Origin of the sequence: Shewanella decolorationis (assembly GCF_004354305.1) — a bacterium.
Taxonomy (GTDB): Bacteria; Pseudomonadota; Gammaproteobacteria; order Enterobacterales; family Shewanellaceae; genus Shewanella; species Shewanella decolorationis.
The window spans coordinates 1,976,465-1,995,093 of sequence record NZ_CP037898.1 but is presented as its reverse complement, the minus strand read 5'-3'; the positions used below and the strand labels follow the sequence as shown (position 1 = coordinate 1,995,093).

19 protein-coding genes are annotated in these 18,629 nt (G+C 47.5%); 8 read left to right on the top strand and 11 right to left on the bottom strand.

Annotated features, from left to right (window positions below; translation table 11 throughout):
• The first annotated feature begins 200 nt into the window (after positions 1 to 200).
• Complete coding sequence (locus tag EYR25_RS09175; protein ID WP_133182802.1) at positions 201 to 1,118, top strand: DUF3530 family protein; 918 nt, start codon at positions 201 to 203, stop codon at positions 1,116 to 1,118.
• Positions 1,119 to 1,183: 65 nt separating this feature from the next.
• Here the strand turns inward: EYR25_RS09175 and EYR25_RS09170 are convergent, their stop codons facing one another.
• On the bottom strand, positions 1,184 to 1,990 hold the full coding sequence (locus EYR25_RS09170) for a crotonase/enoyl-CoA hydratase family protein (RefSeq protein ID WP_133179538.1): 807 nt from the start codon (positions 1,988 to 1,990) through the stop codon (positions 1,184 to 1,186).
• Positions 1,991 to 2,559: 569 nt separating this feature from the next.
• Between EYR25_RS09170 and EYR25_RS09165 the strand changes: the two genes are divergently transcribed.
• On the top strand, positions 2,560 to 3,555 hold the full coding sequence (locus EYR25_RS09165; protein WP_023268808.1) for a response regulator: 996 nt from the start codon (positions 2,560 to 2,562) through the stop codon (positions 3,553 to 3,555).
• An 18-nt stretch (positions 3,556 to 3,573) separates the two neighbouring features.
• The gene (locus EYR25_RS09160) at positions 3,574 to 4,548 is read left to right on the top strand and encodes a GGDEF domain-containing protein (protein ID WP_023268809.1); all 975 of its coding nucleotides are present in this window, start codon (positions 3,574 to 3,576) and stop codon (positions 4,546 to 4,548) included.
• Between the two features lie 57 nt (positions 4,549 to 4,605).
• On the opposite strand, the gene rraB is transcribed toward EYR25_RS09160, so the two are convergent.
• The 6 genes from rraB to EYR25_RS21335 all read right to left on the bottom strand — a co-directional run bounded on the left by rraB (position 4,606) and on the right by EYR25_RS21335 (position 9,213).
• Positions 4,606 to 5,013, bottom strand: a complete 408-nt coding sequence (rraB, locus tag EYR25_RS09155; RefSeq protein WP_011715766.1) for a ribonuclease E inhibitor RraB — start codon at positions 5,011 to 5,013, stop codon at positions 4,606 to 4,608.
• Between the two features lie 43 nt (positions 5,014 to 5,056).
• A complete protein-coding gene (locus EYR25_RS09150; protein ID WP_133179536.1) occupies positions 5,057 to 5,800 on the bottom strand; it encodes a 1-acylglycerol-3-phosphate O-acyltransferase in 744 nt (247 codons plus the stop codon).
• Positions 5,801 to 5,983: 183 nt separating this feature from the next.
• Positions 5,984 to 6,763 (bottom strand): metal ABC transporter permease, encoded by a 780-nt coding sequence (locus EYR25_RS09145; RefSeq protein WP_133179534.1) that lies wholly within the window; start codon positions 6,761 to 6,763, stop codon positions 5,984 to 5,986.
• Positions 6,764 to 6,767: 4 nt separating this feature from the next.
• Positions 6,768 to 7,676 (bottom strand): metal ABC transporter solute-binding protein, Zn/Mn family, encoded by a 909-nt coding sequence (locus tag EYR25_RS09140; protein WP_133179532.1) that lies wholly within the window; start codon positions 7,674 to 7,676, stop codon positions 6,768 to 6,770.
• Complete coding sequence (locus tag EYR25_RS09135; protein WP_023268814.1) at positions 7,660 to 8,841, bottom strand: porin family protein; 1,182 nt, start codon at positions 8,839 to 8,841, stop codon at positions 7,660 to 7,662. The genes EYR25_RS09140 and EYR25_RS09135 overlap by 17 nt, the downstream gene beginning before the upstream one ends.
• Positions 8,842 to 8,922: 81 nt before the next feature.
• Positions 8,923 to 9,213, bottom strand: coding sequence for an ABC-type zinc uptake system zinc chaperone (locus EYR25_RS21335; protein WP_133179530.1), 291 nt, complete (start codon positions 9,211 to 9,213; stop codon positions 8,923 to 8,925).
• A 255-nt stretch (positions 9,214 to 9,468) separates the two neighbouring features.
• On the opposite strand from EYR25_RS21335, the gene EYR25_RS21495 reads away from it, so the two are divergent.
• Complete coding sequence (locus EYR25_RS21495) at positions 9,469 to 9,594, top strand: hypothetical protein (RefSeq protein ID WP_011627280.1); 126 nt, start codon at positions 9,469 to 9,471, stop codon at positions 9,592 to 9,594.
• Between the two features lie 80 nt (positions 9,595 to 9,674).
• Here EYR25_RS21495 and EYR25_RS09120 read toward each other — a convergent pair whose 3' ends face one another.
• Positions 9,675 to 10,004, bottom strand: a complete 330-nt coding sequence (locus EYR25_RS09120; RefSeq protein ID WP_023268816.1) for a hypothetical protein — start codon at positions 10,002 to 10,004, stop codon at positions 9,675 to 9,677.
• Positions 10,005 to 10,225: 221 nt separating this feature from the next.
• On the opposite strand from EYR25_RS09120, the gene EYR25_RS09115 reads away from it, so the two are divergent.
• Positions 10,226 to 11,878: a mechanosensitive ion channel family protein gene (locus tag EYR25_RS09115; protein WP_133179528.1), complete on the top strand. Its 1,653-nt coding sequence runs from the start codon at positions 10,226 to 10,228 to the stop codon at positions 11,876 to 11,878.
• 80 nt (positions 11,879 to 11,958) lie between these two features.
• On the opposite strand, the gene EYR25_RS09110 is transcribed toward EYR25_RS09115, so the two are convergent.
• Positions 11,959 to 13,671 carry a formate--tetrahydrofolate ligase gene (locus tag EYR25_RS09110; RefSeq protein WP_133179526.1) on the bottom strand — a complete coding sequence of 571 codons (1,713 nt, stop codon included), beginning with the start codon at positions 13,669 to 13,671 and terminating at the stop codon, positions 11,959 to 11,961.
• A gap of 228 nt (positions 13,672 to 13,899) precedes the next feature.
• Here EYR25_RS09110 and EYR25_RS09105 point away from each other — a divergent pair, with 228 nt between their 5' ends.
• Positions 13,900 to 14,790, top strand: a complete 891-nt coding sequence (locus tag EYR25_RS09105) for an aldo/keto reductase (RefSeq protein WP_133179524.1) — start codon at positions 13,900 to 13,902, stop codon at positions 14,788 to 14,790.
• A 53-nt stretch (positions 14,791 to 14,843) separates the two neighbouring features.
• On the opposite strand, the gene EYR25_RS09100 is transcribed toward EYR25_RS09105, so the two are convergent.
• Complete coding sequence (locus EYR25_RS09100; protein WP_133182800.1) at positions 14,844 to 15,674, bottom strand: MaoC/PaaZ C-terminal domain-containing protein; 831 nt, start codon at positions 15,672 to 15,674, stop codon at positions 14,844 to 14,846.
• Between the two features lie 660 nt (positions 15,675 to 16,334).
• Here EYR25_RS09100 and EYR25_RS09090 point away from each other — a divergent pair.
• Positions 16,335 to 17,120, top strand: a complete 786-nt coding sequence (locus EYR25_RS09090) for a methyltransferase domain-containing protein (RefSeq protein ID WP_133179522.1) — start codon at positions 16,335 to 16,337, stop codon at positions 17,118 to 17,120.
• Between the two features lie 142 nt (positions 17,121 to 17,262).
• Here the strand turns inward: EYR25_RS09090 and EYR25_RS09085 are convergent, their stop codons facing one another.
• Entirely contained in the window at positions 17,263 to 18,159 is an 897-nt protein-coding gene (locus tag EYR25_RS09085; RefSeq protein ID WP_133179520.1) for a TraB/GumN family protein, read from the bottom strand.
• Positions 18,160 to 18,207: 48 nt separating this feature from the next.
• Between EYR25_RS09085 and EYR25_RS09080 the strand changes: the two genes are divergently transcribed.
• Complete coding sequence (locus EYR25_RS09080; protein WP_133179517.1) at positions 18,208 to 18,516, top strand: prephenate dehydrogenase; 309 nt, start codon at positions 18,208 to 18,210, stop codon at positions 18,514 to 18,516.
• The last annotated feature ends 113 nt before the right edge of the window (positions 18,517 to 18,629 follow it).

Here is an 18,629-nt window from a genome sequence, read left to right as displayed (position 1 = left end):
TATGTAAACGCCCAGCCAATTGCAGGGCGTTTTTATTTTTTCTTTCCGACTTTACAATAAGTATGGCTATGGACTGGGTCAAGGCACTGCTGTGCGCGGTCGCCGTCACGACCTCAAGCAAAAATTGCTTCTGCTACGCCGCTTCAGGTTATACTCTAGCTAATTGAATTTATGAGACTACACAGGTGGTTATCAATTCTATGGCGCGTATTATTCCCTCGGTATTGGGCCTAGCCTTAGCTCTCGCCTGTGCGAGCTTACTCGCCGCCGATCCCAGTAGCCAAACTCCCGAGCCTAGCGCCGAAGCTGCTCAGTCTAAATCTAACGCTCCCGCTAAAAGAGCGAGCAGCTATTTACCCGCGAGCGAGATCAAGCAAATCACCATAGATGACCAACCACTTGAACTCTTAGTCCGCTCATGGGAAGGCCGAAAAAAACTCGGTGCAGCCATTATTTTACCCGCCACTAATGGCACCGCCGATGCGCCCGGATTAATGGCCTTTGTCCGACGTAATATCAATGCTGCTGGTTGGGCGAGCTTAAGCCTCACACCGCCAACAGAACCACCAAGTCCCAATTTTGCCACTCCAGCAACCGAAGTGACCTCTGCGGGGGCAGCACAGCTCAGTAGTCCGTCGAATAAACCGAGTCAAAAGGTAAAGCCAGAAGAAAGCAATAAGCACCTGCTTGAACAAGAAGACTTTTTAGTCAAAAGCATGTCACAGCTCGACAGCGTTGGCACCGACTTCCCCGGTAAACGAGTGTTGATCACAGCAGACCAAAGTGCGGGATTATTGATAAGCCTATTAAGCCAAAAGAAAATTGCCGATCCAGATGTATTGATTGTCATCAATCCCTACAGCGAAGATGAGACACGTAATCAAGCCATCGCCGAAAAGCTGGCCAAGCTCACTATGCCGATACTCGATATTCAATCACCCGATGGCCATCCTGCATCGATAGAAACAGCTGCACAACGCAAAACTCTCGCCGTGACCTTAGAAGCGCCAAATTATCGGCAAACGACATTGACGTTGAATCTGGATAACGAGAGTGCGTGGCAGAACTGTTTAACGGCCATTAGAGGATTCGCCGCCCGCATGAGCGGCGCCTATTAAGGTGTGAGCCTTATAAACCTAAGCTATCCATTGCCACGGCTTTCTAACCAACTGACTTACACCCGCTACCAACCCGATTGGCGATCTTGATAGGCTTTACTGGGATCCTTTAGCTGACGAGTCGCTGCAATCGCACGATTTTTTCCGAGTAACAGTCTGACTTGGCTCCACGACTCACGGCATAACAGTGCACGAATCGACGCAGTCCAACTGCGGTTGATGCTCAACTTAATCGCCGCGGCGGCATCGGGGGAGGTATTGAGAAGCTCTTGGGCCAATTGCTGCGCGCTTAACATTGGGTTATCACTTAACTGAGTCACTAATCCCAAGTTTTTAGCTTCTTCACCCGATAAGACTTTGGCCGTAAGGCTGAGCAACATCGCCTGATCCTTAGGCATAATTTGCCTGAGCGTCACTAAGCCCGCCATATCCGGCACTAGCCCCCATTTGGCTTCCATAATAGATAACTTACTGTCAGGAGTCGCAATTCTAACATCCGCACCTAAGGCGATTTGCATGCCACCGCCATAACAGCAACCTTCCAACACCGCGATTACGGGCACGGGTAAACGTTGCCAGCCAAGGGAAACTCTCTGTGCCAAGTTGGCATTGCCAGGCAACCATTTAAACAACAACTTAAATGCTTGCATCGGTGCAGACATCACACTCTTTACGTCCAGCCCCGAACTAAAATGGCCGCCAGCACCCGATAAAATCACCAGTCGAACGCGTGTGTCTGTTTTAATGCTTTTAATCGCTTTGTCCAGCTCGCTAAACATCAAATAATTAATTGCATTATATTTTTCTGGGCGATTGAGCCTGACATATGCAATGCCATTCTCAACCGATACTTGTACACAAGGCTCCGTCATGAAATATCCTGTTACTGGTCAGTCCAGAATAAATGTTAACACAATTGGCATGATCAACCAAAGGATGTAACATAAGGCTAAATTTTGACTTAAGTCAAAATATTGTCAGCCGTCATTAAGTATTAGTGACTGATTATGTTAGGCTGGAGTCTAATCCTAATAATTTCATGATTATTAAGCTGTTAGATTTAGATACGCGTCAGATTAATTCCTGCATTCCTTTAGGAAATTGCATTACTGGCAACTCAGCTTATCTAAGGTATCTGTATCAATCTTTGCACGTGAGAGATACCTTGGGCCTCATTCGATGGATTAAGCATATTAGTATTCGCAAAGTAGGCGTATTTTTTTGTGAATAATGAACAATGGAATTTTACTTATCTATCCCAAATTTTAACCGCCATTTGCTCTTAGAATTTATGGAAAGATGAATAAAATTACTCATTAAAATCTATATGTTACCTATAGATGATATAAATAAAACTTGCCCGAAGGACGTAATTCGTCACTCAAACATTCAGAATTAGTGTTATCTTCAATAAATGGGCAAATAAGGATCTGTAGTCAGTATGACAATATCTGTACTCATCTGTGACGATTCCGCCATGGCGCGCAAACAAATGGCACGCACCCTACCTAAAGAGTGGGATGTGGAGATTACCTATGCCACTAATGGTGCCGAAGGCTTAGATGCCATTCGCGCTGGTAAAGGCGAAGTGGTATTCCTCGATCTCAATATGCCGGTAATGGATGGTTATGAAGTACTGCAAACCGTCCAGCAAAACGATCTCCCCGCGCTGATTATTGTGGTTTCTGGGGATATACAGATCAAAGCCCATGAAAGGGTTAAAGCTTTAGGCGCATTGGATTTTATTCAAAAGCCCGTCAGTGCCGATGCCATCAGCAATATTCTGCAGGAATATGGCATTCTCACCCTAACACAAAAAGATCAGGCGGAAGACACGCCGATGATCAAAGTCGATATGCGTGACGCCTGCCAAGAGATCGCCAACGTCGCCATGGGGCGCGCCGCCGATCTGTTAGCCAAATTGCTCGATGTTTTTGTGCTATTACCAATCCCGAATGTCAATGTGCTTGAGGTCAGCGAACTGACGATGGCACTCAAGGCCACAGAGGAAAGCTCCACGGTCTCAGCTCTCTGCCAAGGATTTATTGGAGCCGGTGTGGCGGGTGAAGCCTTATTGCTATTCCATGATTCAAGCTTCCAAGATATGGCTAAACTCATGGGCGTCGCCAACCCTGAGGATAAAAATACCGAAATTGAAGTGTTGATCGATACTGGTAACGTACTTATTGGTGCCTTCCTTAATGGTATCTCAGAGCAATTGGATATGAAGTTCAGCCAAGCGCATCCTGTGGTGTTAGGCCGCCATTGCACAGTGAACGACCTTATCCATGATAATTCTGAAAAATGGCACAGAACATTAGCTATGGAAATTAACTATCGTATTGAAAATCATAATATTCAGTGCGACTTACTGTTGTTATTTACTGAAGATTCAATACCGACACTGAGCTACAAACTCGGTTATTTACTCGATTAATCAGTTGGACTTTACCTTATGTCAAACGATCAAAGCGCAATGAACGAACTCCATTGGCTTATCGATATGGTACAAACCATAGAAGTGGGTCTAGTGGTATTAGATCGCGATTACAATATCCAACTGTGGAACGGTTTTATGGAAAACCATAGTGGCGTATCGCCCAATTCCATAAAAGGTCAAAACTTATTTACTCGTTTCCCTGAATTGCCCGCGGCTTGGTTAAAGCAAAAGATGGAATCGGTTTTTATGCTTAAAAATCGAGCCTTTATCAGTTGGGAGCAAAGACCTTATGTCTTTCAGTTTAAAAACTATCGCCCGATTACTGGCCGTGCCGATTTTATGTACCAAAATGTGACCCTGTTACCTCTGGCATCATTAACGGGAAAAATCACCCATATCAGCGTGATTATTTATGATGTTACCGATATCGCGGTCAACAAACTGCAGCTCAAGGCCGCCAACGAACAGTTAGAACGCCTTAGTCAAACAGATGGTCTGACACAGCTCCATAACCGCCGCCATTGGCAACAATGTTTGGAACATGAGTTTGATCTCTATGCTCGCTACTCAGGCATGGCAAGTTTGGTCATGATAGACATTGACCACTTTAAAAATATTAATGATACCTATGGCCATCTAGCCGGTGATAAGGTTATTCAACATATCGCCCATCTTCTGAGTCATTCATTGCGGGAAACCGACTGTGTCGGTCGCTATGGCGGCGAAGAGTTTGCCGTAGTCATGCCCAATACCAGTGGCACCGATGCCCTCAACTTTACCGAGCGTTTGAGGGAAAAGATCGCTGAATCCACCGTAGTGTATGAGGGGCTGAAGATTAAAGTGACTGTCAGCCTTGGCGTATGTGAAATAGGCAAACATATTACGAGTAGTTCAAGTTGGATTTCCTGCTCAGACAAAGCGTTATACGAAGCCAAACAGAAGGGCCGTAACTGTAGCGTCCTGCACACCGCACAAACAACAGGTTACTAAAACCAAAAAGCCCATCGTTGATGGGCTTTTTGTTACTCAAATCTCAATGGTCGAGAATTAGTGCGGGAAACCGTCATCTTCTTCGTCGTCACCTTCTTCATCGTCGATGTCATCGCCAACGAAGTAAGTGCCCCAGCCGTCGTAATCCACTTTTTGTTTAGCGGCGAGTTGCAGTAACTGCTCGGTCGCTTTATCCAGTAATGCCACTTCCAGCTTGTGGTAAGCAATAGCATCAAAACAGAAAATCACTGAGCCATCTTCCAGCTCCATTTCTTCGGCATCATTGACTTCAAAACCGAGTTTGAATGCATCAACGGCGGCTTTTTCTAAGCGGTCGAAGTTGCTAGATGAGAAATGATGCTCAATGGTGTATTCCGCATCTGGCTCTGAGCCATCGTCAAGCAGGGCTTGCACTATGTCACGATTCTCGGCAAGTTGGGCTTTTAATTGACTTTCAATAGACATGGATTTGTCTCCGTTAAGGTAAAACTGGCTCAAATTGGCGCTATTATACGTCATCACCTTCGAGAGTTTTACCCATTAATGTTGCCGCTTCACGATTTATCTCGTTAAATTTGGCCGACATAGTCTCATACACTTGGGCAGAAAAGGCCTTAACATCGGCTTTGTCTAACCCTTCGGTCGGGATAGGCGCCATCATCTCAATGATGACAACCCCGTTATCCCAACGGTTTAAATTAATATGGCTCTGGCAAGAGGCGAGCACTGGCACTATCGGCACCCCTGCGGCAAGCGCAGTATGGAAAGCACCAGCCTTAAAAGGTAGCAGACCACGGCCACGTGAGCGGGTACCCTCGGGGAAAATCCACACAGATAAACGGTTCTGTTTAATCTTTTCAGCGGTTTTGGCCATGGTATCGAAGGCACTGTTACGATTTTTTCTATCGATCAGAATATTGCCCGATAACCAGTAGATCTGCCCAAATAGCGGGATCCACACTAAGCTCTTTTTGCCTAAACTGACGGTACTTTTGGGCACAGCTTTAGTATGAGTGAACAAATCGAAGTTATTTTGATGATTCCCTAAAAAAATGTAGGGGCCATCCTGCACCTCTTTATGCCGACGTACTATGACTTTGAGCCCTAAAATGGGGGCGACGGATGAGAAGATCTTGGCGAACATATGTACATTGTCACGGTGACGAGGTCTCAACAAACAAACCAAACCACCAAAAATAAACGCGAGTAACAATGACACAGCCAACAACACAGATCTGACGATTAACAGCACGACTTGCTCCAAGGGTGAAAGTGGCGACAGTATAGCCACCCAGCCCAAGGGACTCAATATAATGTTTACATCTGTAAGCTGAGTTGCTAACAATCCAAACAAAAGCCCATCGGCACACGCGCAATCATGCATGCCGATGGGCTTTTAAATCAATATCTAAGCTTAAAAAGCTAAGCTAAAAACCTAGTTTGCGACCTGGCTCACTGCCGCGATTTTACTTAAGCCTAAACGGAATACTAAAGCACTTATGGCTAAGGTAGCGACAATCGCCGCACCGCTCGGTAAGTCCAACGTAGCCGATAGCACTAAGCCAAGCAAGTAACCCGTAAGGCCTACCAGATAGGCATAAAACAAGCCGTTTTTACCTTGATACTTGTTAAGGGCAAGTGCAGGTAAAATAAGGGTGCTAAACACTAAATAGACGCCCACCAGCTCAACCGATAAAGTGATCACCAACGCAAATAGCAGATAGAATCCCGCACCATTTAAGATTTGTGGCCGCAAGAATATCACCGCTAACACAGCCGCATACACCACTGTCGGCAACACTAATTGCGACCAACTCACCCAAAGGATCTGGCCTGACATCAATTGCTTTAACAGCTCGGCCCCGTGTGGATCATTTGCCAACAATAGCATGGCCGCCACCGCCGACAACACGTAAAAGCAACCTATCATCGCCTCTAGCTCGCCCGCCATACGCTTGGATAACCAAGCGATAAATCCCGCCCCCGCAAGGGCGAATAAGGCTGGCATCCACACATTAGAAAATGGTATATCCTCTAATCTGTGGTCCATATGTGCCACAATCGCCCCCAACGCGGCTACTTGCGCAATAGCTAAATCGATAAAGATAATCCCACGCTTAAGCACTTGTTTACCAAGTACAATATGCGTTGAGAGCACTAAGATCCCCGCCGCCAGTGCTGGCAGCAGGATCGACATCAGTTCCAGATCCAGCATAGGCTTATTTCACCCCGTTTAAGAGGGAAATTGCACTGTCGTAGAGGCTAAAGAGATCTTGGCTGGCATCGTTACCACCAACTGACATTGGCAGCATGACAACTGGCAGATTAGCCTTTTCGCCCAACCAGTTAGCACCACGCTCATCCTGATAGGACGCCACAACCACCGCCAGAATATCCTTCTGCTCGGCGCGGCTAAGCAGACTCGCTAAATGACCGCTAGTCGGTGCCAAACCGGGTTTAGGCTCAAGATCAGCGACTTGTTCTATGCCTAACCAGTTAAACAGGTATCTAAAACTGGTGTGGTAAGCGATGACTTTTTTGCCTTTTAACGCTTTGGCTTGTTCTTCCCAGCGAGGAATAGCCGCCTGCCAACGTGAACTAAAGTCCGCTAGGGCCTTTTGATAATTCGCCGCCTCACTTGGATCCAGCTGACTCATCTTGGCACTCAGTGCATTCGCGACAGTGAGCAGACGATTGGGATCGAAGTGAATATGCGGATTACCCTGTGCATGCACATCGCCCATGCTGCGGTCGACACTCGCTAATTTATCTAAGGTATCGATCTGATCGGCGGCGAAAAACAGCCCCTGATCGGTAGAGCGAACCTTAGCGTTAGCCGACTTCATTTGCAGCATTGGTAGCCAACCGATTTCTAAATCGGCGCCCGCACAGACTACTAGATCCGCTTGGCGCATTTTGGCGATCAAACTCGGACGCGCCTGCACTTGATGTGGATCCTGCAGGGCCGTGGTTGCCGAATAAATGTTAGCATTTGGAGCCAGCTCTTTTGCCAGTGCGGCATATTCGGGTTCACAGGCAAACACATTCAGCTCAGCGTGGGCAAAGCCTGAACAAGCGATAGACAGGGCCGCTGCGGCCGCTTTAACAAAATTAGAATTGATGCGCACCGTGAGCCCCCAGAGACATAATGTATTGAATAGTGAAAACATTGTCGTCTTCGATTCCATCGAAGTTAGTTCCCTTCTGATTGGTGTATTGGAAACGTACCGTGGAGAAATGGCTCGAATGCCACGCCAGACTCACCTCAGATTCCTTTAACTTCTGTCCATGGAAATGATCGCCATGGAGCTCTTGAGTATCCACCTCACCGTAACGCACACCCGCAGACCAGCTAGGCGTGAATTGATACACGCTGCTCAGATACCAACCTTGATGATAGTCCTTGCTCGGCGCGTCCTCAGGATGCAGGTCGCTCGGTACAAAGTCCGTCACGCGGTAATACTCACCGCTCAGGGTCAGGTTTTGGTATTTATAGTTGCCATTTGGCGCCCATTTATACACAAAATCAGCCCCATAGGTATTTTTGCCTGTGTAAGATGCCGCATGGCTGTGATCATGGCCTTCCTCGGCCGCTTCATCTTCGTGCTCGTCACCCTCTTCATGGGCTGTAACTTGACCATTTTCGTTACGCAGGTAGCTCAATCCCGCCTGCCATGAACTGTTATCACCAATATCACCACCGATCTTGGTGTAGAAGGTGTAAACACCCACGTTTTTAAACTCACGCTCACCGTGTTCATCGGCAGCGCGCATGCTATCGCCTTTAAAGGCTTCTGCACCTATGGTCCAATACAGATCCGTTGGCGCCACAAAGTTTAAGCGCACACCGTCATCAAAATAATGGCCGCCGAAAAATGCGCGATAAGCAATCGGGCGATCAGTGAATGAGTCAGTATGTAAATGCTGGTTATTTAAATAGCCGATATCCGAGAGGAAACGTCCGCCACGGATTGAGAAACCCGCTGGCATCGCCATGGTTTGGATAAAGGCTTCTTCGAGATTGAGTTCAGTTTCACCGTCGTGCATCTCAACAACGGCGGTCACTTTGCCATAGAACATGTCGTCAATATTGGCGCTCATGGCCAGCTCAGTTTCACCTAAACCAAAGCCTTCGGCGGTTTCAGCCAATGGACGTTCAGCCGTTTGGTAGTAGCCATTGAGTACTGCGCTAATCGCTGGATTGGTTAAACTTGAGTCAGCGGCAAATAATGTCGGCGATGCAAATGCGCATGCCAAGGCCACCAAAGAAATTCGGTTGTTCAAAACAGTCATGATATCTCCAAAATACAACTAGCACTCGATGACCCAGAAAAGTCACCAAGAAATACAATAAGTTAAAATGTAAAAGTTGATTTAACGGAGAGCTGGCGGCGCGCGGCTTAGGTAAACACTGACGTGTTTAGAGAAGGTAATGGGTAAGACAAACTCACAAACATCGAATCGCTGTACCGCTAAATGGAGCTTAAGCGGCTGGGTGAGCAGAATTTTATTCAGCTGATGTTGATGAAAGCACAAAGTACAGTGCGTCTTTGCCCCATCATCAAGGTGAGTCACGCTATGGGCTGAGGCAACAAAAGACAGCAATACCAATACGGCAGCAAGCCATATCGAAATTGTGCGTCTTATGTGACTGTGCAGTCTCACTCAGTCGTCCCCATAGTAAAAAAGTGGCTCAAGTTTAAGTCAGGCGGCTAGCAAGTTGCAATAAGGTAATCGCCCTGCAATGCGTTACAAGATATTTACCATTGCAACTTTAGGGTGAAAAACGTACAACAAAAAACTGACTCAGGTTGGCAAAAAGAGTTATTTAAGATTAGCTTAAGTCAGTAAAACTATGATGTGCTCGGTGTGATACCCGCTCAATCTAGAATCCATTCAATCCAGCAAAAGGCAACCAAAATGCTAGCATTTTTTCGTGAAAACTTAGGATTAATCTTAGGGATAGTGATTTTCGGCGCAGTGATTTTGGGTGGTATTTATTACGTAGAACACTCATTAGAGAGTCAAGAACAGGTTGTTCAATAGCCAAGCTCTAGTCTAAACCAAGTTGAGCCTGTGCGATAACACCTGCGCAGCTCGACTCGGTTAATCCAATCCCCTCACCTCTAGCGATACTTTTGCCGTTGATCGCTATCGTCTTCTTTTTTAGGTGCCTCAATGGTTTGCAATTGATCCATAAAATGGCTCACCAGCAGCAACATCACACAGAAGATCATCACAGGGATCAAAAAATGCCGCGTCGAGGCATCGAAGTAGCAGTATAAGCCTGTAGCTAAGCTCGCATAAAAGCCAAAAAGTTTTAGCTTCAATAACTTAGGGTTGTGCCCCAGCCACGCTGAACAATGGGGGCATTGCACTTGAGCGTGAAAGCCTTTGCCACGCTGTTGGGTAATTTGAGCAATTTTAATCGACTGATGGCAATGGGAGCACAACATTTACGGTACATTCCTAACTATGGGGCGCTAAGTCTACCAGATCCTCATCCCATTAAGTCGAACTAATTAGCACTCTTGCAGCAAGACTTCCCGCAATAGCTTAATGCTGCAAACCCGCGCACAACTTTCGTACTCTAGCAACAATTTATGCTGTTGCGATTTTACAGTGTTAAACGCACCTTCTATGATGTAGCTACCTATTTTTATTGAAGATAACGCCTATGCGCCGCTCACTCATATTAATACTTGCCCTAAGCTTTCCCCTGCTATTGAGTACCGAGGTTTTCGCGACGGATGCAGAACCGGTCGCCGCCACGCAAACCGCGCCAATCCCTAATGAAGCTCAAGTTGAGCTCACAACATTACAAGCAGCCATTAAAGAAGATATTGCGCGCTTAGCTCAATCCCAAGGTGAATTGCGTACCATTGTTGAATACCGTATTCAGAATAAGACCTTACAGCTACGCAATAAGATTAAAGCGCTGTTAGAAGACGGCACCTACGATAAAACTTTTATGCTGTCGATAGTGCATGAGCAGCTGAAATTTAATATCAAAATCAATGAGTACTTTAATGATATCGTCACTAAGTTGTCCCACAAGCTCGGCACGACGGATGATGAAGCGACTCTACTCGAGATCTCACATCGCGAGCTCGATAAGGACAATAACTACAAACAACGACTCGAGACCTTAAACTGGCTCAGCCAAATGGGTGAAGATGTGGCAGCGCAAAAAACCGAGCTGACCCAAATCCTCTTAAGTCGCGCCGATAACTTCGATAGCTTTGTTACCTTCACTCAGCAACAGTTACAAAATGCAGTCAACGCCGCCACTAATGCGGGTAAAGACGTGACCGCAGCGCAAACCAGTCGCGTTATGCAGCTGAAGGATAGATTGGCGCTCAACAGTCAAAGCCTTAGCATAGATATCGACTTACTCGATGCGCTAGAGCAAAATACTGCCTCACTGAAAAAGACCTTGTTCAGTATCTCAGGCGATATTACTCAAGATGTGCTGAGTATCGATGTAGCCTCAAGCCTCGTTGAGCAATGGCTCAATACCGCCAAAGAACAGGCCATTAACCATGGTCCTACTTTAGTCTTTAAGTTATTTATCTTCTGTCTGATCCTGTTTGTCGCAAGCCTTGCAGGCAAACTGGCGAAGAAGATTGTCCGTAATACTGTCAGTAACTCTAAGTTAAATTTCAGTAAGTTACTGCAAGACTTCTTTACCTCGCTCTCGGGCAAAGCGGTCTTTACTATCGGCGTGCTGATTGCCCTCTCTCAACTTGGCATAGAGTTAGGCCCGTTATTGGCAGGCTTTGGTATCGCCGGTGTGATTATCGGTTTCGCCCTGCAGGATTCACTCTCGAACTTTGCCTCGGGCATGATGATTTTGATCTATCGCCCCTACGATGTGGGCGATCTGATTAACGCCGCAGGTGTTACTGGGCGCGTAAGCCATATGAGCCTAGTCTCCACTACAATTAAAACATTGGATAACCAAAGACTTATCATTCCAAACAATAAGATTTGGGGCGATACCATTAACAATATTACCGCCGAGCATCAACGCCGCGTCGACATGACCTTCGGTATTGGTTATGGCGACAATATTGAGCATGCCGAAGCCGTGCTTAAGTCGATTGTTGAGGCGCATCCTAAGGTGCAAAAAATCCCTGCACCAACCATTAAGCTGCATGTGTTAGGGGAATCCTCGGTCGACTTTATCGTCCGTCCTTGGGCCAAACCCGAAGATTATTGGGATGTGTATTGGGATATTACCCGCGAAGTGAAAATGCGCTTCGATGCCGAGGGCATTAGCATTCCTTTCCCGCAGCGCGATGTGCATATTTACCAAACCAATAAATAACGCTCCGCCAACACGAAAACTAAACAAAAGGCGCAATCCTAGATTGCGCCTTTTTCATTATATTCAAAATGTTAATTATATTAACCTAAACCAGTAATCTCGCCATCGGCGCCGATATCAATCTTTAAATAGCCGGGAACTAATCCAAGCCCAGGCATAGTCATCACATTCCCCACCAGCGCGGTAATAAATCCAGCCCCCGCATTTAACACTAACTCACGCACAGGCACGGTAAAACCCTGCGGTACACCTTTAAGTTGAGGGTCATGGCTAATGGATAAGGGTGTTTTTGCCATACAGACAGGTAAATGTCCATAACCAAGCGCATTGAGTTCCTGTAATTGCAGCTTAGCCGTCTCAGAAAAACTTACCCCAGCAGCGCCATAACCGACCTCGGCCAAGGTGGATAATTTCGCCTCAAGCGCCATTTCATCGTGATATAGTAGGGTAAATTTGCTTGGCTGCTCACAGGCGCGCATGACGGTTTGCGCCAAGGCCAACGCCCCCGCCTCTCCTTGGCTAAACGCCTCGCTAAGCTCGCAGCCAAAGGCAGCAGTGCCCGCAACGGCCTCAATCAACCAATTAAGCTCGGCATCCGTATCGGTGGCAAAGCGATTAATAGCCACCACAACGGGAATGCCGTAACGCGCCACATTGTTGATATGCCAGTTTAAGTTGGCAAATCCCGCCTCGAGACGGACTTGGTCGGGCGCATTGATATCCGCATCCGAAGTTAAGCCGCTGTTGGCCTTCAGTGCTTTTAAGGTGGTGACTAACACTGCGGCGCTTGGAGTTAATCCCGACTGGCGCGCCTTGATATTACAAAATTTCTCAAACCCCATATCGGAGCCAAAACCACCTTCCGTTACCACAAAATCGGCCAGTTTTAGGGCGATATCGTCGGCAATCACCGACGAGTTACCGTGGGCAATATTGGCAAATGGCCCTGCGTGGATAAGACAAGGCGCACCGTTTAAGGTCTGCATTAAGGTAGGTTTTACCGCATCCGCCATGATCGCCGTCATCGCGCCGGCAACCCCAAGATCTTCCGCGCTAATAGCCGCACCTTGGCGATTTACAGCCAGCACAAGCTTGCCAATACGCGCGCGCATATCCGCAAGATTACGGCTCAGCGCCAGAATCGCCATTAACTCGGAGGCGGCGGTAATATCAAAGCCAGAGGTGTAAGCGGGGCCATTATTTTCACCTAGCCCGACTTCAATCTCACGTAAACAGCGATCGTTATGATCGACCACTCGGTGCCAACGGATGCCGTTAGGCGCTATATCTAAGTAACTCAGCCCAGACTGCAGCTCAAATTCGACCTTGCCTAACCGCGTTTCATGGTACAGCCGAGAGGCTATCGCTGCCGCGCCAAGATTATGGGCGCTGCTGACGGCATGTATGTCTCCTGTTAAATGCAGATTCAGCTCCTGCATGGGCACCACTTGGGCGTAACCGCCACCAGCGGCTCCGCCTTTCACCCCAAATACTGGGCCCATACTGGGCTGGCGAATACAGGCGCACACCTTGTTACCTAGCGCTTTGAGGGATTGGGTTAAACCAATGGTGGTAACGGTTTTGCCTTCGCCGTGGGGCGTTGGCGTCACGGCGGTGACAATGATCAGTTTGCCCTGTTGCTGCTCGGCTAAACGCTGCTGCACACGTAAATCTACCTTGGCTTTAGTCGTGCCAAATAGTTGCATCTCATCGGGCAATAACCCAAATTCGGCGCCAAGCGCGGCGATATCATTTAGGTGCGCGCGGCGCGAAATATCCATATCGGTTAGCATGGGGTCATCTCTCCCTTGAGTACCTTGCTCTCTAGACAAGGAATACAAAATAGGTATGCAAAATCGGTTGGTATCAGCAACGGCTGATTGAATATGGCGGATATTAGGTGATTAGCTTTAAGATATATAGCCATCGAAAGGGTTAATGAGCGATTCCTTAATCTGCATCAAATAAATCGACTCGGGTCCTTTCCCCTACAAAATACAGATTCCCAAAAGAGAAACAACATGAGCGGATCCCCTTTTAGTTTTTCAGAGTTTGTTGCCGGCTTTTGGCGAATGCACAGTTGGCAAATGTCACCCTCCGAGCGGCTTAACTTGATAGAGCAATATCTCGACCTAGGTGTGACCACTATGGATCACGCCGATATTTATGGCCAATACCAGTGCGAAGCCCTGTTCGGCGAGGCGTTAACGCTAAAACCCGGCTTAAGGCAGCAGATGCAATTGGTGAGCAAATGCGGCATTAAGCCCGCCTTCGATTGTCGTCCCGAGCGCTATGTAAACCATTACGACACCTCCAAGGCGCATGTTATTGCCAGTGTGGAGCAATCACTAAAGCAGCTGAAAACCGATTATTTAGATCTGCTGCTGATCCACAGACCCGATCCTTTGATGGACGCCGATCACGTGGCCGACGCCTTTGCTGACTTAAAACAGGCGGGCAAGGTACAACACTTTGGGGTATCTAACTTCACCAACGCGCAGTTTTCATTATTGCAGTCGAGATTAACTCAGCCCTTAGTCACCAATCAAATCGAAATCTCACCGCTGGCAATGGCGAGTATGCACGATGGTACTCTCGATTTATGTCAGGAGCGGCGCATTCGGCCTATGGCTTGGTCCTGTTTGGGCGGCGGCAAGATCTTTGATAATAGCCATCCACAGGCCATTCGCCTGCAACAAACCTTAGCGAACATCGCCGATGAGATTGGCGCCCAAGATATCAGCCAAGTGATTTATGCCTGGGTGCGGATGTTACCGAGTCGGCCCGTGCCGATTATCGGCAGTGGAAATATTGCGAGGATAAAAACGGCGGTGGCCTCGCAGTCACTCACCCTAGACAGGCAGCAATGGTTTAGTATCTGGCAAGCATCAACCGGACACAGCGTGCCTTAGCACTGCAAACAACACCAACAAAAACGGCGCCTTAGGCGCCGTTTTCATCATGCTTAAAGCTGCACTTCACCACTGAGGTGCGGTCTGCGACCTTTACTGTCGCGTAGCTCAAATACCCACTTGTCTTGTGATTTTTCGTAACCAAATCCTACTTCGGCAGGCATCAGTAACGGCAACTTAAATGCCACATCGACCACGAAGGGACGCTCACCAATCTCAGGCATTAATTCTGCTAAGCAGCGCGCCTTAGACCACATACCGTGGGCCAACACACGGTCAAAACCAAAACGTTTCGACAGCACGGGATGCAGGTGGATCAGGTTATAGTCGCCTGATGCTTTGGCATAACGGCGGCCTAAATCTTCACTCAACTCCCAAGATTGGGGCGAGTCCCAAGCCATCTCGAGCGCCTTAGGTGGACGAACGCGGCGGCCAGCGGTCTCGATACGATAGAGGTAAGTCGACAGCGATTCCCAAACTAGCTCTTCGCCCACAAAAACCTTAGAGACAAATTCAAACTCTAAGCCTGAATCGGTTTCACGACTGGTGGTTAAGGCGCATTCGAGGGAGAACACTTCATCAACTGTCGTCGGACGATAAACTTGAATACGGTTCTTTAAATGGATCATCCCCAGCAGCGGGAAGGTAATACCATCGTGGGTAAAAATCACCGCGTGCAGGCGAAATGCCATCACATACAAATAGGTTGGCGGTAATATTTTACCGTTGAAATCAAAGCCACACACTTGGGCATATTGGCTAACTTTGGCCTCGGACACTTGCACATTGGGCGCCGACACCTTGATATAAGGCAAGGGCTGTTGATCCCAACCGGGTTTACGACCAAAGAAAATCTTGCGATAAAGAGAAAACAGCGAGGGCATCGCGTTCAATTCAACACAATATGCATTATTCAAGTCTGATTACCTTTTAATTAACTATCCCTACACACGAATAACCAGAAATACCCCGTACAGATGCATAACATCTGAAAAATCAAAAAGCTCACGAGTGTAAAACAGGCAAAACTGTGTCTAAAAAGGGCTGATGCTGACTCACCGAATGGACAATTATACCCAAACAACCTGAAGATGAGGATTCAGCGGGAATGTAACGCTCTTTAGGCAAGGCGGTTATTTGCAGACCTAGTGGTCTAAGTCAAAAATAACCAACACAGCATAAAGAGCGTTAAAACCCGCCGAGACGGAGCGCCTAGGGCACTCCACTTCGGTGTTGCATCAATTCACAAGGTGCTCGACATTCTTTCATTGATGCGCCTTGAATTGAAGCCCCCTAGACGCTCTGAAACTCATATCTTCAGGTCGCTTGGGTATATTAGAGTCAGGTTTATCGAAAACGGCGTGATTATACCCCAGGGGATAGAGTTCTGGATATCCCCAACTTTACTGTGATTTTTTATCTCATTAAAAATCAATATATTATAAAGTCATTGTCCTGTATGACTTTGCCTTATCCACACTGCGAGTGCGAAAAGATTACGCCTGTGCCACACTATTGCCCCCAGTCTTTAACTTAGTTAACCCGTGCAAGATAAGAATTTCGATAAACTCGCGCAAAAGTTCGCGAAGAACATTTACGGCACCCCTAAAGGTGAAATCCGTGCCGCCGTGTTATGGCGCGATCTCGCTCCCGCCTTGGCGCAATTTGGCGATAAAAAACTGCGGATTTTAGATGCGGGCGGCGGTTTTGGTTATTTCAGCCAAAAGCTGGCACGTCTGGGCCATGAAGTGGTGTTGTGTGATATTTCCGCCGAAATGCTCGCCCAAGCGAAAACACAAATCGATGCCAGCGACACGCCATTGGCTATCCGTTTGGTCCACGCGCCGATTCAAGCCCTCTCCGTCGAGGAACATGGCAAGTTCGATCTTATCCTTTGCCATGCCGTAGTCGAATGGCTGGCCGATGCGAAAACCACCATGGAAGGCTTGCTGACCATGCTTAAGCCTAATGGGCTGTTTTCGCTGATGTTTTATAATAAAGAAGCAATGCGCTTCCATGCATTAGTGTCGGGTAATTTCGACTATGTTGCCGCCGATCTTAAAGTGAAGAAGAAGGTGCGCCTCACACCCACGCACCCGCTGTATATTCATGATGTCAAACAATGGTTTGCCGAATGGAATATGGATCTGCTGCGCGAGTCGGGTGTGCGAGTCATTCACGACTATTTGAAAAAACATCAGCCAGCGGATTTTGACTATCAAAAGCTGCTGACGATGGAGCTCGAGTATTCCCAACGCGAGCCCTATATTTCGCTCGGTCGTTATGTGCATTTTCTGGGGCAAAGCGCCGCAACCGACACATCCGCATAAGCTCGCGAAACAATAAAGGACGCCAAAGCGTCCTTTATTGTTTCATCACCATATGATTCGACCCTAGTTCTGTTCACTAAGTGTATTCAACCCCAGTGCGTTCAAATCCAGAATCCCCCCAGTCATCCGTCATATAGCTATATCAGTCACATTGCTCACGCCAACAGGCGATTACGGTGGCGCCCTTCTGTTTAAGTAGCTGAACTACGCTTTTATCACCCACCACATGGCCTGCGCCTACCACCACAAATAGCGGTTCGCTGGCGGCTTCTGCGGTCATTAACCTCATCATGCCATCGGCCATGACTTTATTGCGCTGCCAGAGAATTTTATCCAGCATCTGGGTGTCGCCCTCCCCTCCAAGCTGCTCCTGCATCAAAGTATCCAACACAGTTTCATCACCGGAGCGCCACGCCTCAACCAGTGAGAGTAGTTCGGCATCAGAGGCATTAATGGCTTCGCGCACCATAGACCACTGAACTTGGCTATCGAAGGAGGACAGTAATTGGAACTGCGACTCAGCCGTCTCTAACTGATACACAGGCTTACCCCCACGGCCAAGCAACTGCATATCTACACCATAGTCGGTGCTAAAACCTAAGCTATTGTAGCGCAGTAGATTAAGTTGAGATGCCTGCAACCAAGGTGCAAATGCTTGAATCGACTGGCATAGGCTTGCCTTGTCTTCACAATAGTGGCGCATCACCTCTATCGTTTGTTTATCTCGGCTCTGCCAATCGAGCCCCTGTGCGAGAGCCGCCATACCATACTTTTGCAATAGGGTACGGCTGTCGATTTTATTGGTATCGATTTCAACCACCAATCCCTTGGACTTGGTAAATGCCGCCTCCACTTGCGCTGGCATAGGATAAAAATCGGCACGGCCAATATGGATTGAACCCAACAGGTAAGCGGATTTGCCCTGCCATTGCACCTGATAAAACGGCGGTTTATCCGTCTGTGCCGCCCAACTCGACGCACTGGTAAACATTGCGACGCCGCACAGTGCCAGTAATAGTCGCCACCGACTTGTTGCCATATCCTTTGCCCCTTATAATTCCTGCAAATTTTGCAATGAGACGCTGTTATGCCACACACTAAGGTTATAGAGCAACTGAAAGAAAATCTTCAAATCGCCTATCGCCAAGCCATAGACGCTGACGCTAAGTTAGATGAATTGAAAAAAGCGGGCCATGGGAAATTCACTAGCATCTTCACCGCCGAGCAAGGCTTTATAGTGTCGAGCAACCGCTTTTTGCCCTATGTGCAAGAATTGGTGGACGACCTCACTAAGCTGCAACAACAGAGCAGCCTAGATCCTGCCGCACTGGAAACCTTAGTGCGCCAACTAGCCGCCCTACTCAAAACCCTGCACGCCTTCAAAAAGCAAAGCTAATTCAATAAACGCTGAAATATCATCAATTTCAGCGTTTGCTCTCATTTCCTGTACACGGACTTTTGGCAAACAAAATTGTCATCATTTTGTCATTTCTAAGTCATAGACTCCGC